Origin of the sequence: Fusicatenibacter saccharivorans (assembly GCF_015557635.1) — a bacterium.
GTDB lineage: Bacteria > Bacillota > Clostridia > Lachnospirales > Lachnospiraceae > Fusicatenibacter > Fusicatenibacter saccharivorans.
This window is the reverse complement of sequence record NZ_JADNOP010000004.1, coordinates 1-18,171: the sequence shown is the minus strand read 5'-3', so window position 1 is coordinate 18,171 and position 18,171 is coordinate 1. Positions and strand designations below refer to the sequence as shown.

15 protein-coding genes, 1 tRNA gene and 1 rRNA gene are annotated in these 18,171 nt (G+C 43.8%); 1 reads left to right on the top strand and 16 read right to left on the bottom strand.

All coding sequences use genetic code 11. From position 1 onward, the window contains the following. Positions 1-213: 213 nt before the first annotated feature. The 11 genes from citX to I2G42_RS04380 form a co-directional block, all read right to left on the bottom strand. Positions 214-1,593, bottom strand: a complete 1,380-nt coding sequence (gene citX, locus I2G42_RS04430; RefSeq protein WP_195530776.1) for a citrate lyase holo-[acyl-carrier protein] synthase — start codon at positions 1,591-1,593, stop codon at positions 214-216. Beyond that, the gene (gene citC / locus I2G42_RS04425) at positions 1,577-2,614 is read right to left on the bottom strand and encodes a [citrate (pro-3S)-lyase] ligase (protein WP_195530775.1); all 1,038 of its coding nucleotides are present in this window, start codon (positions 2,612-2,614) and stop codon (positions 1,577-1,579) included. Before citC ends, citX begins: the two co-directional genes overlap by 17 nt. An 18-nt stretch (positions 2,615-2,632) precedes the next feature. Continuing rightward, positions 2,633-4,225 carry a citrate lyase subunit alpha gene (citF, locus tag I2G42_RS04420; RefSeq protein WP_195530774.1) on the bottom strand — a complete coding sequence of 531 codons (1,593 nt, stop codon included), beginning with the start codon at positions 4,223-4,225 and terminating at the stop codon, positions 2,633-2,635. Position 4,226: 1 nt separating this feature from the next. After that, positions 4,227-5,126 (bottom strand): aldolase/citrate lyase family protein, encoded by a 900-nt coding sequence (locus tag I2G42_RS04415; protein ID WP_195530773.1) that lies wholly within the window; start codon positions 5,124-5,126, stop codon positions 4,227-4,229. Continuing rightward, positions 5,123-5,422 carry a citrate lyase acyl carrier protein gene (citD, locus tag I2G42_RS04410; RefSeq protein WP_195530772.1) on the bottom strand — a complete coding sequence of 100 codons (300 nt, stop codon included), beginning with the start codon at positions 5,420-5,422 and terminating at the stop codon, positions 5,123-5,125. The genes I2G42_RS04415 and citD overlap by 4 nt, the downstream gene beginning before the upstream one ends. Positions 5,423-5,504: 82 nt before the next feature. Beyond that, positions 5,505-6,320, bottom strand: coding sequence for an alpha/beta hydrolase (locus I2G42_RS04405; protein WP_117509984.1), 816 nt, complete (start codon positions 6,318-6,320; stop codon positions 5,505-5,507). 16 nt (positions 6,321-6,336) lie between these two features. Continuing rightward, positions 6,337-7,233, bottom strand: coding sequence for a carbohydrate ABC transporter permease (locus I2G42_RS04400; protein ID WP_055226569.1), 897 nt, complete (start codon positions 7,231-7,233; stop codon positions 6,337-6,339). Between the two features lie 10 nt (positions 7,234-7,243). After that, positions 7,244-8,167: an ABC transporter permease gene (locus I2G42_RS04395; protein WP_055226567.1), complete on the bottom strand. Its 924-nt coding sequence runs from the start codon at positions 8,165-8,167 to the stop codon at positions 7,244-7,246. A gap of 71 nt (positions 8,168-8,238) precedes the next feature. Then, a complete protein-coding gene (locus I2G42_RS04390; protein ID WP_055226565.1) occupies positions 8,239-9,783 on the bottom strand; it encodes an ABC transporter substrate-binding protein in 1,545 nt (514 codons plus the stop codon). A 107-nt stretch (positions 9,784-9,890) separates the two neighbouring features. Then, on the bottom strand, positions 9,891-11,465 hold the full coding sequence (locus I2G42_RS04385) for a response regulator transcription factor (protein ID WP_195530771.1): 1,575 nt from the start codon (positions 11,463-11,465) through the stop codon (positions 9,891-9,893). Beyond that, entirely contained in the window at positions 11,462-13,177 is a 1,716-nt protein-coding gene (locus tag I2G42_RS04380; protein ID WP_055226561.1) for a sensor histidine kinase, read from the bottom strand. Before I2G42_RS04380 ends, I2G42_RS04385 begins: the two co-directional genes overlap by 4 nt. Before the next feature lie 234 nt (positions 13,178-13,411). On the opposite strand from I2G42_RS04380, the gene I2G42_RS04375 reads away from it, so the two are divergent. Next, a complete protein-coding gene (locus I2G42_RS04375; protein ID WP_055226560.1) occupies positions 13,412-13,885 on the top strand; it encodes a hypothetical protein in 474 nt (157 codons plus the stop codon). A gap of 188 nt (positions 13,886-14,073) precedes the next feature. On the opposite strand, the gene I2G42_RS04370 is transcribed toward I2G42_RS04375, so the two are convergent. The 5 genes from I2G42_RS04370 to I2G42_RS04350 all read right to left on the bottom strand — a co-directional run. After that, the gene (locus tag I2G42_RS04370; protein WP_055226558.1) at positions 14,074-15,984 is read right to left on the bottom strand and encodes an NAD(+) synthase; all 1,911 of its coding nucleotides are present in this window, start codon (positions 15,982-15,984) and stop codon (positions 14,074-14,076) included. 89 nt (positions 15,985-16,073) lie between these two features. Beyond that, positions 16,074-16,949 carry an Hsp33 family molecular chaperone HslO gene (gene hslO, locus I2G42_RS04365; RefSeq protein ID WP_022462421.1) on the bottom strand — a complete coding sequence of 292 codons (876 nt, stop codon included), beginning with the start codon at positions 16,947-16,949 and terminating at the stop codon, positions 16,074-16,076. Between the two features lie 9 nt (positions 16,950-16,958). Continuing rightward, complete coding sequence (locus I2G42_RS04360; RefSeq protein ID WP_055226556.1) at positions 16,959-17,726, bottom strand: class I SAM-dependent DNA methyltransferase; 768 nt, start codon at positions 17,724-17,726, stop codon at positions 16,959-16,961. Positions 17,727-17,834: 108 nt separating this feature from the next. Then, positions 17,835-17,906 (bottom strand) — tRNA-Asn (locus tag I2G42_RS04355). An 83-nt stretch (positions 17,907-17,989) separates the two neighbouring features. Continuing rightward, positions 17,990-18,171, bottom strand: a 23S ribosomal RNA gene (locus I2G42_RS04350); the annotation flags it as partial.

Here is an 18,171-nt window from a genome sequence, read left to right as displayed (position 1 = left end):
TTCTGATCCACTTCTGCCAAGAAAATAAACATAGCTACAGTATAGCAGACTCCTTTTTTTGATGCAATCAACCTTCAGGCAAACAGTAACCATTTTCTTCCGACAATACTGCCGTATATTTCCAACATAAACGGCCGCTCTTAACAGCTGAAAATATTCAGCATTAAGAGCGACCGTACATTTTAAGATCAATGACAGCGTCATATATTTTTATTATGTTATACTTTTCAAACGTTCCATCAAGGTTTCCATGCGGCACAAAAAAATCGTTGCCGCAAGTAAATCCGCAGCTCCTCCCGGACTCATATTTTTCCGGATACAAATCTGATTCAGTTCTCGCACTTTTTGCAAACCCTCCGCGCAAAAAGCACCACCTGTCTTAAGAATTGCCCTTGCTTCTGTTTGCAGCCATCGCATTTCTTTCTCACTGGTTCTGCTGATGACATTTGTGTCCGTAAGCTCTCCTATAATCTCAAGAAGAATCTGTACATTGATCTGATTTTGATCCCTGTTATTTGCTATATACTGTTTCATATGAGGAACCGTAAGTTCACACAGAATCGGATATCCGCTCATCGCCAGTCCCCGGACTCCTTTCTCGCCCAGATGACAGTAAATTTTTTCTCCATGTGTGATCCCCGAGCTTTGTTTTAGTTTCCTCAGATCTTGTTCTAGCTCTTTTTTTGTCATTTCCATACTGATTCGGCAAACATTCTCCGACTCGATTTTTCCGTAATTTCTCAGGGAAATTCCGGCTGCAGCTGCAAGAATGCCAATCGTAAAAATGATTCCTTTGTGCGTATTGACTCCTCCGGTTGCAACAAACATTTTTTCTTCCGTCTTTTTTCCTCTTTCTCTGAGAAGGGGAAACAATGTCTTCGGATCTGCCTCCCAGGAATACCCGGCTTCAAACATTGCCGCCAGATCTTCGGCGATCGCCTCTGTACTCTTTTGAAATGTCTGACAGTTCATATCTGTATGCGCACCGGTATCCTCCCGGTCTACTAAGCCTGGTTTTGGTGTTGTATACACTTCCTCCATCAGTGCCTGACTGATCTCAGCAGCTACGCCTCTTTGCAGCTGTTCTTCCCATATGATACCATAGATCTTTTTTCTCAATTCTTCGATCGAATGTTTTCTGCTTCTGCCACACTGGCAGGCCGGGTTGTCGCATAACAGACATTTTCTTTCCGGAAATCCAAGATCCTTTCTGCTGATTTTCGTATTTTCTTTTTCCAATACATCAATATCATACAGTCTCCCGATCTTCGTCTCTTCCAAAGCAATCATAAGCTTTTTCACCTGGCAGCCGTCTGCTTTCACAACCAAATATCCTTCATATCCGGTTATGTTTTCTTGTACCAGCCGGACTTCCGTCGAAATTTTTTCCGTTTCCAGCTTATTCTGTATCTTTTCTAGTCCTTCATAAAAGACCTTTTCGAAAAGTTCATTTACCTTTTCCGGACCCGGAATATTGAGCATAAAGCAGATTAAGGTACCCGGATATTTTTCAAGAAGCTCTTTCTGCGTTGCCACCCTTTTTTCTCGGCTCCACAATACCTGCTCTAAGGAAACCTTATTTTCCGTTTTCATTCTTTTTCCTTTCCAGATAGCGCCAGGTACTTTCCGGAAGCATCCCGCAGACGCTTTTTAATTGATTTTCCGCATATCTTTTTCTGACCTCAGATGCACTGATGATCTGGTCTCCATATGTTTTTCGGGGAATTTCATGAAAGCGGATCTGATAGCACGGCAGCTGCTCCCGTAAGCACTGGTTATAGGTATGTGTCACATCGCAGGCCGGTTCACTGCCTACATAGCGATCCGTTATATTAAGTTCCGGTGCAATACGCTCTCCAAATAACTGAATATCCAACTGGCAATTCATCTCATAGGCTTTCGCTTTTTCTTTGATAAAATATGTCGGAAACACAGCCGGCGAAATCATGTATTCTGAGGTCTGGTGAAGAATCACATTTGGAATTTCCTGTATTCCTTCTTTTACCAACTGATACCGTTCTCTCGTTGTCAGAAAGCTCTGTTCTTCTGAGAGGATAAAAATGTGCAGCCATTTGTTTTTTTTTGCCGCCTCCCGGATCAGGTATTCATGTCCCCTGGTAAAGGGATTACAATTCATAACCACTGCCCCAATACCGTTTTCATGCCTGTTTTCCACTTTGCACTTCTGTTGTTCCTGTGTTTCTTTTTTTAATCGTTTCAGGAATTTTTCAAGTCCGTTTTTGTCATTTTCCAGAAGAAGAATTTTTTCTGTCTGTGTCACCGGATACATTCCCATACTACAAAACAGTTCCTTGTTCTGAGGCTTGGTAAATCCAAAAAAATGAGAAATTCCCATTCCATAAAAATATTCAATCAGAGATGTCATAAGATGCGCCAGCAGATTCTGTCCTTGATACGCTTCTGATACCGCAACACATTTTATGATATTTTTCTGGCAGGAAGCAGTTGCTATGATTTCTTTCTCTTTTCGCAATACGATAGAATGCGTAATCTGCTCATCATAAGTAAGTCCCATGTATTCCAGAAATTTTTTGAGTTCCTCTTTCTTTTTCCCGGTAAAAGGATCCCCCGTTTCTTCCATATAGTCACTCACTGCCTGCCCTCCCTTCTCTTATTTATGTACTGGCTCCGGGAGTATATTCTTTTCCTCTTTAAACCGGAATGGTTTAATCTGATGAACTACATCCATGATGGTTCCGTCTCTGCTTTCAATAATTCCTACAACACGTTCGCCAAATTCTACTTTCTCCGGTTCTCCTGCAATCCGGTAAGCCAAATCCCGAAGTTCTTCTATCGTTTTCAGCGGAAGTCCACTGTTTTTTACCGCTTCCAGCAGATCTTTTCGCAGTGGGTTAACTGCAACTCCATATTCCGTGATGACTACATCTACAGATTCTCCCGGTGTTGTCACTGTTGTTACTTCCGTACAGATTGCCGGAATTCTTCCCTGTAATAAAGGAGTCAGTACAATGGTGCATTTTGCACCTGCCGCCGTATCCGGATGGCCCCCCTGCGCACCTGTTATAACGCCATCGGAACCTACTACAACATTGCAATTGAAATTTACATCAACTTCCAATGCTGCCAGAATCACAAAATCCAGTTTGTTGACTACTGCGCCCTTGTTAAAAGGATCTGCATATTCACCGGCACTGATTCTGAAATGCCTGATATCTTTTACTGATTCTACCGCATCCAGATCAAAATCCTGCGTATCCAGAAGTACATCAACCTGATTGTTATCCAGAAGATCACACATCGGTTTTGTCAGACCTCCGACACCGAAACGCATACGGATTCCACGTTCCTTCATGATTTTTGCCAGCGAAATGGTGGAAGCGATAGACGCGCCTCCCACACCTGTCTGATAGGAAAATCCATCTTTAAAGTACGGGGTAGACGTTACAAATCGTGTACAGTAATCCGCCATCATCAGTTTTCTCATATCTTTCGTCGGTTTTGCTGCACCTGTTGCAATTTTTTTCGGATCTCCGATCGCATCTACCACTACTACATAATCGACTTTGGTCATAGAAATATGTGCCGGAAAATTAGGAAACGGCACCAGGCAGTCCGTAATTGCTACGACCCTGTCTGCATAATCAGCATCGACCATCGCATAGGACAACACTCCGCAGTCCGCCTTTCCACCGATACCACGACAGTTTCCATAATCATCACACGTCGGTGCTCCGATAAATGCAATATCCAGGTGTACTTCTCCTGTTTCGATTGCCCGAACTCTGCCGCCGTGAGAGCGCATCACTGCAAGCCCTTTCAGTTTTCCCTCGGAAATCGCCTTTCCAATCTCACCGCGCACACCGGAAGACTGTATTCCCGTAATCGTTCCATCTTCCATGTACGGCACCAGTCCTGCATGCGCTTTCCCAAGAGAGCTGGCACAAATGGTAATATTTTTAATACCCATTTTATGGATTTCTTCCATCACCATATTTACAACCAGATCACCATCCCGGAAATGATGATGAAATCCAATTGTCATGCCATCCCGGATTTCGCATTTTACCAGTGCCTCATGAATTGTTTTCACCAGTTTGCTGCCATCGGAATTCACCACGCAGCGGGTTTTCGGACCATCTTTCCGATATTCATAACCATCATAATAATACACTCCGTGAAATACTTCTTTTCCTGTTATCTTCAATATTTCCTCGGGAATTTCTCTCCCTACTGCATTTTTCATTTTACAGTTCCCCCTCGTACACACCGGAAGCCTTGGCCAGTTCAATGATTCGCTTTGCGCCATCATAAAACGCAATATCAATCATCTTTCCGTCTACAGTAAACACACCGATTCCCTGTGCCTTTTTGCTGTCAATCTCACGGACTACTTTTTCCGCAAAAATAATCTCTTTTTCTTTCGGTGTAAAAATCTCATGTACAATACGGATCTGTCTTGGATTGATAATCGATTTCCCATCAAAGCCCATCAGGTGAATCGTATTGACGTCTTCCCGAAAGCCCTCTTCATTTTCCAGATCTGTATAGACGGTATCAAAACACTGCACACCGGCTGCCCGCGCAGCGATGACAAGCTGCTGTCTTGCTCCCATCAGTTCTATTCCGGTTCCCGTAATGTGGGTATGCAGATCTTTCGTGTAATCCCCACCGGACAGCGCGATACCAAACAGCCTTTTCGAAGCCTCGCAAATTTCTAACGCCTTCACCACACCTCTTGCCGATTCTATCGCTGCCATAATTAAGGTACTGTTCTCCGGTCTGCCAAATTCATTCTCTGCCTTTAAAATTTGCTGCTCCACTATCTTTACATCTTGTGCTGTCTCTGTCTTCGGAATACGGATGCCATCACATCCACCGGCTACTGCGCAACGGATATCTTCCTTCCAGAAAGGTGTGTCCAGGCCATTGATACGTACAATCCGTTCCGCTCCATGATAATCAATCGTGCGAAGTGCATGAAACAGGGAAAATCTGGCCGCGTCCTTCTGATTTTCTGCCACTGCATCTTCTAGATCCAACATCAGAGAATCTGCTCCATAAATATAGGGATCTTTAATCAGTCCCGGCTTATGTGCGTTTAAAAACATCATGGTACGGCGTAATCGTTTTTTTGCGTCTCTCATCTGATCGCACCTCCCCATGGCAGCTGCTCCGACTGCCCGGCGGAACGGTATACCGCAGCTTCCACCCTTGCACGGATGGTGCAGTCCAGAGCTCCTTTATCTACAACCTTAATTTTTACGTTCTGAACTCCCAGACTTTCCAGTGTATCCAGAACCACATGACGGATCTGATTTCCATACTGATGAATCACTGTGCTTTCCAGTACCAGATCTATGTTGCCATCCCCATCTTCTACCGTAACCATACAATCGCTGGATTCCAGTGTTCCGGCTACGGCTGCTTTTTCTATCTCCATTTTTCTCTTCTCCCTGTATTTCCCGTGGGGCTGTCGCACTAAAAAAATCTGGCGAGACAACCCCCTTTATACTCTGCAGATTTTACTCTTCTACTGATTTTCCCGCAAAGTTCATCCAGTCCAGAATCTTCTGAATATACTCATCAAAGAAAATGTCATCATGTCTTCCCGGTCCCTCTTCAAACAGAAGCGGAACGCCCAGCTGATCCGCAAACTCCTTCAGATCGACCGAATCCTGGTGACGTCTGTCCTCTGTACCGCAGCAGGTATACAATCTCGGAATATCTCTTCCTTCTTCTTTCCGGTTTTTCAACAGTGTAAAAACATCATGAACCTCCGGTGTAATCGCAGGCGGATCACCATATAACGCTTCACAAAGGGTGGATACCGTGTTAACCTTTCCCTGATAACGATATTCGGCATGGTAAGATCCCGCAACGCCTCCGATTGCCGCAAATTTTTCCGGACAGGTAAGTCCCCATTTATAGGCACCGTAACCTCCCATCGACATTCCTGCAATAAAACGGTTTTCCCGCTTTGTTGCTGCCGGGAAATTTCTCTCCACAAAATCTGTCAGTTCTTCTGTCAGATAAGAAAAATAATCCAGTCCGTATTTCATGTCCGTATAGGCGCTGTTATATACGCTTGGCATAACCACCATGATCTGATGCTCATCTGCATAACGCTCAATTTTGGAGGTCCGCAGATACGTAAGGTGGTCACCTGTAAATCCATGCAGCAGATACAGGGTCTGATATTTTTTGTTTTTTCCGAAAGTCTCTCCCTTTTTTCCCTGCTCCACATCTTCCATCCGCTCCTTTTCCGGAAGCAGAATCGAAACATCTACCTGCATCCGCAGGATACAGGAATGAAAATTACAATGTACATATGCTGCCATCTGTTTCTCCTTTCTGTCAGCCTTTTACAGCGCCGACAACCACACCTTTGATAAAATATTTCTGAAGCATCGGATAAATAATAATGATTGGTAAAATTCCGACAAATGCCAGTGCCATTCGGATGGAGTTGCCCGGAAGCGAAACTGCCTGTCCTTCCGCTGCCAGCTCTGATGCTCCGCTTCGCAGATATTCAATGTTTTTCATGATACGCATCAGCAGATTCTGAATACCAAAATATTTTGGATCCTGTACGTAATATAAAGCATTGGTCCAGCTGTTCCAGTAGGAAAGACCTGTAAACAGTCCAATGGTGGCAACTACCGGCTTCGACAACGGAAATACAATTTTGGTGAAAATTCCAATTTCTGACGCTCCGTCCAGCTGCGCAGCTTCGTATAATGCTTCCGGCAGACTGTTGCTGTAATAGTTTCTTACCAGGAAAATATTGAATGCTGTCATCAGAAGATTCGGAAAAATCAGTGCTGCATACGTATCTTTAATGTGAAAAAATGTTGTCCACATAATATACTGTGGCACCAGTCCTCCATTAAACAGCATGGTAAAATACACAAAAAAGGATAATGCATTTCTATATTTGAATGTTTTTCGTGCCATCGGATATGCGATCGAAGTTGTCAGTAGCACGCTTAATCCGGTTCCGACAACGGTTGTTCCAATCGTAACAAGATACGATCTTACAATTGTTGCTGCCTGTTTTACCATGTAGGTATATGCTTCCAAGCTGAGTTTCTTCGGCAAAATCTGATATCCGTTTGTAATCAGTTCATTTTCATCGGTAAAGGACGCAACCACCAGAAGAATCATCGGAAACAACGCCACAATACTGATTACCACTAAAATAACTGTTGCTATTGCAATAAATCGTTTTTCATCGCTGACTGTCTTTTTCATATCCTGCCTCCTAGAACAATGCGTTTTCCGGATCTTTTTTCCGCACAATAAAGTTTGCAATCATTACCAGTGCAAAACCAACTAATGACTGATATACACCTGCTGCCGAAGACATTCCTACATTACCCTGTTCCATCAAACCGCGATATACATACGTATCTATCGTCTGTGTCGTAGAAAACAGGGTTCCCGCATTCATCGGTACCTGATAGAACAAACCAAAGTCCGAATAGAATACACGGCCGATTGCCATTAATGTCATAATAATAATGGTTGGTCTCAGAAGCGGAAGTGTAATGGCAGTAATCTGTTTCAATTTAGAAGCGCCATCAATCTTTGCTGCTTCATAAATTTCCTTATCAATGCCTGCAATACCTGCCATATAAACGATCGCATTATATCCGGCATTCTTCCAAAGATATACAATAACCAGGATAAACGGCCATGCCGTTTTTGCGGTATACCAGTCTACGCCCTTTTTCCCCAGCGCATTTAAGATTGTATTGTTCACAAAACCGGTTGTACTTCCCAATAACGCATATACCAGATACGCCGTTACAACCCAGGACAGTAAGTGCGGAAATAACAGCACGGACTGGAAAAACTTTCCGCGTAACAGTTCTCCCAGCTCATGCAGCAGGATTGCAAAAATCACAGAAACTACTGTTCCGATCACAATAAACGCCAGATTATATAACAACGTGTTTCTCGTAATGACCCATGCATCATCTGTCAGAAACAAAAATTTAAAGTTATTCAGTCCACACCATGGGCTTCCCCAGATTCCTTTTGCATAACTGAACTTTTTAAACGCAATAAAGGTTCCCACAATCGGGATATAGTTATTAATAATCAGATATGTAATACCTGGCAGTGCAATGAAAAGCAATGCTAATGTATTTTTACTGGCATATTTCTTCTTACTCTTTGGCATAATTCGAGCTCCCTTTTATAAATAAGGCTGCGGTGATATTCCGCAGCCCTTTCCTTTTTTCAAAGTCTTTTCTACTTACTACTCATCCATGCATCCAGCTGCTCCTGCTTTGCCTGAATCAGGTCATCCATACCAGCTGCTTTCAGTCGTTTTGTCATCTCGGCAAGTGTTGTATCTACATCTGCTGCACCAACCCACAGAGATTTTTTATACTCTTCTACAATGTTCTGGCATGCGGTGTATTCTGCTTCTTTATCACTGTAGTCGTAAAGGAAACCATAATAATTTGAATGATCTCCATCATAATTCTGCTGTTTATTTGTCTCTTTTTCTTCTCCATACAGACCGCCTGCAACCGGATAGGTCAGCCATTTATTTCCCCAGAAATAGTAGTTCATATTATTGGTATATGCTACACTGTTCAGATCCGTATATCCATCCGGTGCTACTGCACAACCATTTTCATCCAATTTGTAATCCACTCCTTCTTCTCCATAGACCAGAAGGTTGTCTACATATGCATCCGTGTACAGCAGGTTCATAAATTTGCAGGCTGCTGAAGGATCTTTACAACCGGAATTTACCATCCATGCTCCGCCGTTTCCAGACCAGATCATAGAATCACTGATCTGTACGTTTTCAAAAGGATGACCATAGTTGTTTGTATACTGCTGCGCAATCTTTGGATTACCCAGTCCACAGAATGTACCAAAGCAGTTGCCGGACATCAGTAATTCTGCGGTAGTTGCCGTTGTGGTAGCTGCATCACTTGCATAATAACCAGCTTCAAACCAGCTTCTGGTCAGTTCGCACAGTTCTTTGAAATCTGTCGTTTCATACATATCCACTACAGTTGCATTGTCCTGATAAGCCACACCGGAAACTGGTGAGGCAATATTGTCGCCTAATGGATCGATTTTATCAATCTTGCCCAGGTAACTTTCAAATAATGCATTCGCTCTGTTCGGATCAATGATTGTCATATCCGGATAAGCTTCTTTTACCTTTGCAAACACTGCAGTCAGATCTTCCGGTTTGGTAACCTGGCTCATATCAATTCCAAGTTTCTCTGTAATATCTTCACGATAGGTAAATCCACCCGGTACATAGTTAGAACCCATATTCAGAATTCCATATGTTTTTCCCTCTACCGTTGTCGGCGCCAGAAAACCATCGTAAAGAGTTTCTGTTGTCTCTTTCAGATCATTGTCCAGATACTCTGTAATATCCAGCGCTGTTCCATCCTGGATATATTTCAGATGAGATGTATTATATGCCTGAAATAAATCCAGCTGTTCTCCGGATGCCAGCATCAGATTCACCTGATTCATATAATCAGAATTGGAAAACAGTACCAGTTTGACCTTCGTATTGATCTTATCTACTGTATAATCGTTGATCAGGTTCTGAATTCTTTCCAGTTCTGATGACTCCGGGATATTGTTCTGCGTCATGTACGCAAATACAACCTCTGCCGGTTCTTCGCTGTCGCTGCTTTCCTGTTTGCCGCTCTCCTGCTTTCCGGCTGCATCACCGCTCTGTGCTCCACCACATCCGCTCAGCAGAGATCCTACTGTCAAAGTAGCCATCAAAATCGCCAAAATCTTTTTCTTCATTTGTTTCTCCTTTCTTCTTTCCGGTTCCTTTTGATAGACTTATCATAACGCAAAAAAAACGAAAGTTCTTACACAAAAAAGTACAAAAACTTTCGTTTTTAAGATATCTATTCTCTTTTCCGAAACTCTGCCGGTGAAACTCCCGTATATTTTTTAAATACAGATGAGAAATACGGAAGCGTATCAAATCCGACTTCCAGCGCAATATCAATCACCTTTGTATTGGTGTTTTCCAGCAAATGTTTCGCTTTTTCCACGCGCAGAGAATTAATATAATCATTCAACGACGTTCCGATATCCTTCCGGAACATTTTTCCAATGTATTCCGGTGAAAAATGAAACCTCTCCGAAAGCGTATTTCTGTTAATATCTTCCGTATAATGTTCTCTGATATAATCAATTACCTGATCTGTGATCCTTTTTTCTTTCCGTTCCTCCTGTGTCAGATCAAATACCTTATTCATCAGCCAGGTCATCCACTGCACCATAGAAAATTCCGATTTAACCGCATTCATATCCAGTCGCAGATAGATCGGATCACGAATCACGCTGTTCATATTTTCCTTTTTATCATGGAGATATTTGCTTACAAGCTGTGTCAGTTCCACCTGAAAATTGCGAAATCCTTCTACGGAATGCATCGTTTGCTTTACATGCTGCAGCGTTTTTTGTAAATATTCCATTGTACTTACCCTGAATCCCTTGTTCAGACACTGCAGGATATAATCTTCGTCCAGAATATGTCCGGACGCCTCCTTTTCTCGAAGCAATACCATAAATTCCTTTATTTCCCCTTCGTCATAAATATGCGTTTTGTCATATTCCATTATTTTTTCTTTTTCCAGACCCACTTCATAAAAAGGAACACTCGGGGAAATGTATCCGATCTGCAATGTCTCCGGAAAATATTTTTCAAATATGTTTCTGACCTGCTCTGCTCTCTCTTTCGTCTCCTTTTCCGAAAATTCCGACAGAATTCCAAGATAGGTTCCCTTATTTTCTTCCCAGCAGATCACATTTTCCATTTTGATTTTTTCTGTGAATGCTTCTGCCAGAATGTTTTCCATTGCAAATTTATAAATGGATTCCTGTCCCTTTTCTTTACCCAAGTCCAGTTTTCCACTGGCAAAATGAAGAATCACAACACAATATTTTTCCTGAATCTCTTCCTCTATCCCCTGCTGCTTTATTTCCTCCTCGAGTCCCTGTTTCTGCACACCGGGTTCCAGCAATACTCTTGTCCAGAAATATCGCACCATCTTTCTTATTCCGCTCTCCCAATATTCCCGGATTTCCTCCGTTTTTTGTTTCCAGACTATTTTTTCTGTCACACGAAGCAATGTCTGATTGATTTTATTCATGTCAATCGGCTTCAGCAGATAGTTTGCCGCACCATTCTGTACAGCTCCATAGGCATATTCAAATTTTTCATGGCTGGTCAGAAAGATAACCTCTGTCTGGATTTTCTGTTCTCGTACCCATTTCAGAAAATGAATTCCATTCTCCTTTGGCATTTCAATATCACATAAAATCAGTTCCACTTTATTTTTTTGCAAAATATCTCTGGCCATAGAAGTATTGTAGGCCACATAGATCTGGTCAATAGAAAGTAACTCGCGATCCAGCTGTTCTTCCAATACCTGCGTTGTCACAATTTCATCATCTACAATCAGCAAATTCATCTCTCTTCGTCTTTCTCCTCATCTGTACATTTCAGTGTTTTCGGAATCCATATGGTTATTTTAGTTCCTTCCGGTTCCAGATTCTCAAAATACAGAAGATGATCCTGCTGGTACATCATCTTCAGAACCTCTTTTACATTTTTTATTCCAATTCCACTTCCATCTTCTTTTTCTGTTATTTCCATATCTTTATTCACAAAGTCCAGTATTTCCTGCGAAAATTGACCCTGCGATATATATAGTTCCAGTTTTAAGTAAACTTCCTTCCCCGAAAAGCTCAACAATGCCTGAATCAGAACCGTAGTGAACGAATCAATACTGATCACGTGCTTAAATATATTTTCCAAAAATGTATGCAGGATCATCTGCGGCACCGGATACTGCTGCGTTTCTTCCGGTATATCCATATAGACATAAAAGCAATCCCGGTACATAAGTCGCTGCATTTCCAGATATCCACTGGCATTCTTTATTTCATCCTGCAGCGGAACGGTATGCAGACCGGTTCGAAACATATAGCGGATATTCTGTGAAAATGCCTGAATAAAGGTATGGACATTCTCTTCCTCGTGCTGATAAACCATGCTGTTGATTGTTGATAAAGCATTCAGGAAATAGTGTGGTTTTAATTGCATATGGATATACTTCAGTTGTACATCCTTCATTCGAAGTTCCTGTTCGTACTTTTCTACCCTCATTTCAAGAATCGTCTGTACCATATCATTATATGCCTGTTTTACTTCTTCCATTTCGTAGCTGTTTGTATTATATTCCGCTCTTGCCCTGAAATCCCCACTGTGAATTTTTCTGGAAACCCAGGACAGGTCTGCAATCGGCTGAAAAATTTCTTTTTGCATATACCAGACAATTGTTCCAAAGAAAAGTAAAGACAGTACTAAAAATCCAAAAATAGCGATACCGGATGTAGAATATGCGGCATACTCGGAGGATTTTACGCTGTAATACATCTGATATGCATCTTCCAGAACAGATCCCCGATAGATACTGATGGATGGATCCTGTTTCTGCAGATTCTCTATCGCTTCTCCATATGTCCAATCCTCTCCTGAACCGCACAGAATTTTCCCTTTTTTGTCTGTAAGATAGAACGCTGCCTCTTTGATGGACATATCATTATAGTTTAACAAAGAGTCCAGTCTTTTTTCTGATATCAATACAGCGATCGTATTTGCACCATAATTATAATATTTTACCAGATACACCTGCTCCCCCATGACAGTAGAAGTCCAGCCGGATGTAGGAGTTTTATCAAACGTATTACGCTTTTGAAGATACTTTTTGATATCTTTTATTGTATCATATGTTATATTTCCATTTCTCTGAATCAAAATACTGTTGTCTTTGCAATTAACAATCGCATAGGCATCCGCTTCTTTGGTATCTTTACATCTTTCCTTAAGAATCTGCAGCATTTGATGCTGCGCTTTCACTTTCTCCAGATTATTTTCTCCATTCAGCTGTGTCAAAAGCAGCCGACATCCCAGTAAAAGATCCAGGTTATCGTCAAGTCGCTCCAATACACTTTCCATCGTATTATGATAAATTTGCAGTGTATTTTCCACCAGGTTTTTCTCGTTTTTTTTAGCAATATCAACAATAAATGATTTGTACAGAAACAGTAATATAATCTGCAGAAGCAAAAAAGTAGTTAAAAAAACACTCATAGTACTTCTGATTTTTCTTTTTTTCATCTTTCCCCTCTTCTTTTCCCAACTCTTCTCTGAAATCTGTTATCGTGACCGATTACATTATATACTAATTCTCGGGCAGAAGAAAGACTGTCCAAAGATTATATTCGGAATTTGCATGTTACGAAACTTTCTTTCATAAACGATTTCTCTTTTACATACATTATAATAAAAACGCCCGTCCGTTTGCCCCTCGTCCGCTCACAGACGGTTTTTCAAAAAGGAGTGTGCCCGCCCATGAGTTCCAAAACGAAAATCATTGTACTACATATGAAAGAAGTGGTTTACACCACTGTTTTTCTCGCTCTCGCGATCCTTCTGCTCGTGGTTTTTCTGATTATGTTCGGTTCCGGAAAAAAGGAGTCTGCGAAGAAACCTGCGGCCTCATCCACCGGTTCTGCCGAGAGTGCACGCTACATTCCCGGCATCTATACCTCCACAATTTCTCTCGGTGACCAGACCTTCGATATACAGGTCGATGTCGAGCAGGACCGCATTACCGCAATCTCAATGAATAACCTAAGCGAGACCACGGCCGCTATGTACCCGCTTATGGAGCCTGCACTCGATTCCATTGCAAGTCAGATCTACGTAAACCAGACAACCGAAGGCCTCATTTACGGCGAGGATAACCGCTACACCTCCGAACTGCTTGTCATGGCAATCGACCAGGCTCTCGATCAGGCCCGCAATCCTTCTGCAACCAAATAAAGTTAAAAATGGCTCCTGAGTGTTCTCACTCCGAAGCCATTTTTCTGTTGTTTTTCTATTGCTTTTCTGTTGTCTTATCTGTCAATCCTTGATTCTGTGAACCAGACACACTCTAATGCTTATCGTCCGAACAGTTTACCGCGTCAATCGCAAGCACCAGAAGAAGCGCCGGAATCTCATGCGATGGATTACAGCCGGTCAAGCTGTTCTCTCCAGAGTTTCACGCTTGCATCACTTGGCATGCGCAGATCGCCTCGCGGGGAAACCGCAACGCTTCCGACCTTCGGTCCGTCCGGCAGGCAGGAACGCTTAAACTGCTGTGCAAAAAATCTCCAGTAGAAGGTTTTCAGCCACTTCAGGATTGTTGTATCATCGTAAACACCGGCAAACGCAAGTTTCGCCACACGGTAAATTTTCAGCGGCTCGTACGTCACACGCAGCATATAGTACAAAAAGAAATCGTGGAGTTCGTACGGTCCGACAAGATCCTCTGTCTTCTGGGAAATGACACCGTCTTTCGGCGGAAGCAGCTCCGGGCTGACCGGCGTATCAAGCACATCCAGGAGAATATCAGAAAGTGCTTTCTCTCCGCAGGTATCCGCATAATACTGCACCAGATGGCGCACCAGTGTCTTTGGCACAGATGCATTGACTGCATACATTGACATATGATCGCCATTGTACGTTGCCCAGCCAAGTGCCAGCTCGGAAAGATCACCCGTTCCGATAACCATACCGCCGGACTGGTTGGCAAGATCCATCAGAATCTGCGTTCTCTCACGCGCCTGTCCGTTTTCATACGTCACATCGTGTTTCTCCGGATTCTGTCCGATATCACGGAAATGAAGATTGACAGCCTCCTTGATATCGATCTCTTTTAAGGTTGCGCCAAGGCATCTCGTCAGCTCACATGCATTCTGATACGTACGGTCTGTCGTTCCAAAACACGGCATCGTTACAGACAGGATCTGCTTTCTCGGAATCCCGAGCAGATCAAATGCTCTTGCCGTTACAAGCAATGCCAGCGTCGAGTCAAGTCCACCGGAAATACCGATAACTGCGCTCTGGCAATGGGTATGCGCCAGACGTTTTTTCAGTCCCATAGCCTGAATATTTAAAATTTCGTCGCATCGCTGATCGCGGTTATGCTTATCCGACGGTACGAATGGCCGTGGATCGAAGTAACGGGTCAGCTTTGTCTCTTCTATTGACAAGGAGAATCGAACGACCTGATACCCATCGGTTCTCTGCTCCGGATACGTGGTCATCCTTCTGCGCTCACTTGTGAGACGATCCACATCGAGATCTGCACAAATGATCTGATTCTCAAATCGTTTTGCCTCGGCAAGAATGGTTCCGTTTTCAGCAATCAGATGCTGTCCGCCAAAGACAAGATCTGTCGTCGACTCGCCCTCACCTGCTGTCGCATAAATATAGCCGCAGATCAGACGCGCCGACTGTGCGCTCACAAGGCTTCTCCGGTAACTGTCTTTTCCAACCATTTCATCACTGGCAGAAAGGTTTACGACCACTGTCGCACCTGCAAGCGCATGCGCCACACTCGGCGGATTTGGGGTCCAGAGATCCTCACAGAGCTCTGCCGCAACCTTAAGACGCGGCATTTTTTCACACTGGAAGAGCAGATTCATGCCAAACGGAACCTCTTTTCCAAAAAATTCCGTTGTTGTCACCGCTTCTTTTCCCGGCGTAAAATGACGCAGCTCATAAAATTCATTGTAGTTCGGCAGATACTTTTTCGGCACAATGCCGAGAAGCTCTCCGTGACAGAGCACAGCGGCTACATTGAACAGCTTTCCGCCCTGTTCCCACGGCAGTCCGACAAAAATCAGCGCATCGGTCTCTTTCGTACCATCGGCAATTTCCTTTAATCCTTCTTTCGCCGCATCAATCATCTGACTCTGCCAGAATAAGTCACTACAGGTGTAGCCGGTGAGAGCCAGCTCCGGGAGCACCATCACCTTTGCTCCCTCGCCCTCCATTTTATGAATCGTTTCCAGAATGACTCTCGTATTTTCTCTGACATCCGCTACCACTACCGCACAGGAAGCGGCGGCAACTTTTACGAATCCCTGTTTCATCTCTTTCTTCCTCCACTATCTGGTTCCCTGTTACAGATTTTCTGCAAACAGAAGCTCTCACAGCCTCCGTTTCGCCTGAAACAGTACTGCTATTTGCTCTTACGCAATAATTCTTTCAGATCCTCGGTAGAAAATTCATAGGCGCTGTTGCAGAAATGGCATTTCAGCTCCACCGGTTTTGCTTCCTGAATCATCTCGTTCAGTTCTTTTCTTCCGACCGCAATCAGCGCTTTCGATACACGCTCACGGCTGCAGTTGCAGTAAAACTGGGTCGGCACGGTATCGTTGATCACAAGGTCCATGTCTCCAAGCAGTTTTTCAAGAATCTGCTCCGGAGTCAAGCCCTCGTCAAGGAATGCGGTAACGGAATTGACTTCTGCCAGACGCTGCTCCAGTTTTTCAATGACTTTCTCATCGCAGAACGGCATCAGCTGAATGATAAAGCCGCCGGCCTGACGGACGGTATTGTCTTTGTTCATCAGCACACCGAGTCCGACGCTGGACGGAACCTGCTCACTCGTTGCAAAATAGTAGGTCAGATCCTCTGCGATCTCACTCGTCTGCAGAACGCACTGTCCGACGTACGGCTCTTTCAGTCCCAGGTCTTTGATGACATCCATGAATCCGACGCCGACAGCACCTGCCACGTCAAGTTTTCCTTTTTTGTTGGCCGGAATCACGACGTCCGGGTTTCCGACGTAACCTTTTACATTTCCTTTGGAATCTGCTGTTACGGTAATGCCGTTCAGCGGTCCGCCGGCATGGATGCGCAGGGTCAGAAGGTCTTTATCTCCCTTCATCATAACGCCCATCATTGCACCTGCCGTCAGAAGGCGGCCCAGCGCTGCGGTTGCAACTGGGCTCGTGTTGTGATCCTGGCGTGCTGTCTCTACGGTTTCTCTTGTTGTCGCTGCAAACGCACGAATCTGTCCGTCTGCCGCTGTTGCTCTTACAATATAATCCATGTTTCTCTCCTATTTCTCACTTTTTCCTTTTTCTCTTGCTACGACATAAATACGTTCGCTCTCCGGTCTCGGCGCATCCTTTGTGAATGCATCGTAGGCCGTCACAAACTCCATGCCTGCCTCTTCCAATAAGCGGCGGATCGTCGCAAGATCGTACGCTCTCTGATAATGTACCTCCTCAAATTTACGGTACAGATCGGAATCTTCTCCCTCCGGGATGAAAATGGCAAGCTCATATTCGTTGATCTCTTCCTCCGGGTCATAGTAATTGTCCCATATGAAGCTTGCCTCCTCGCGGTTTTCCGCAATCGTAGTCTCACCCATCTGTTCATATTTATACTTGGTATTCAGATCAAAGATAAACATGCCCTTCGGGTCCAGATAATTGTTGACGAGCGAGAAGACTTCCCGCAGATCGTCTTCCTCCAGAATATAGTTGATGGAATCGCAGATGCTCACAACCGCCTTCACGGTTCCGTAGAGCTCAAATTCCCGCATATCCTGAAGCAGATATAAAATGTTTAAGCCGGACTCGGCGCGTTTTTCACTGGCAATCTCGAGCATATCCTCAGAATTGTCCACGCCGATCATATCGTAGCCCTCTTCGGCGAGCAGCTCGGTCATGTTTCCCGTTCCGCAGCCAAGATCGAGCACCAGTCCGTCTTCCACCTGATATTCTTTTAAAAGCTGAATCAGATATTTGCTCCAGGCAGAATAGTCCACGTTGTCCATGAACATGTCATATACCTGGGCAAAACTGGTATAACTTTCATTCATCTTTCTTTTCTCCTTCATCGTTTACAGTAGCTACGCCTTATTGTATCACATCACACAGGGCAACTCAATATACGAAAAGACCTGCAGGATCCCTGCAGGTCTCATTCACTCCCCGAGTTGGGCTCGAACCAACAACCCTTCGGTTAACAGCCGAATGCTCTACCATTGAGCTATCGAGGATTATTTAATTGAAGATATTTGATATACCTTCAAAACCGCATACACTACACATCTATCATTCCATTTCTGTGAACACAACCAATTAGGTCAAGCCCTCGACCGATTAGTAACAGTCAGCTCCATGCCTTACGGCACTTCCACCCCTGCCCTATCTACCTCGTCGTCTTCAAGGGGTCTTACTTCTTAAAGAATGGGATATCTCATCTTGAGGGGGGCTTCACGCTTAGATGCCTTCAGCGTTTATCCCTTCCCGACTTGGCTACCC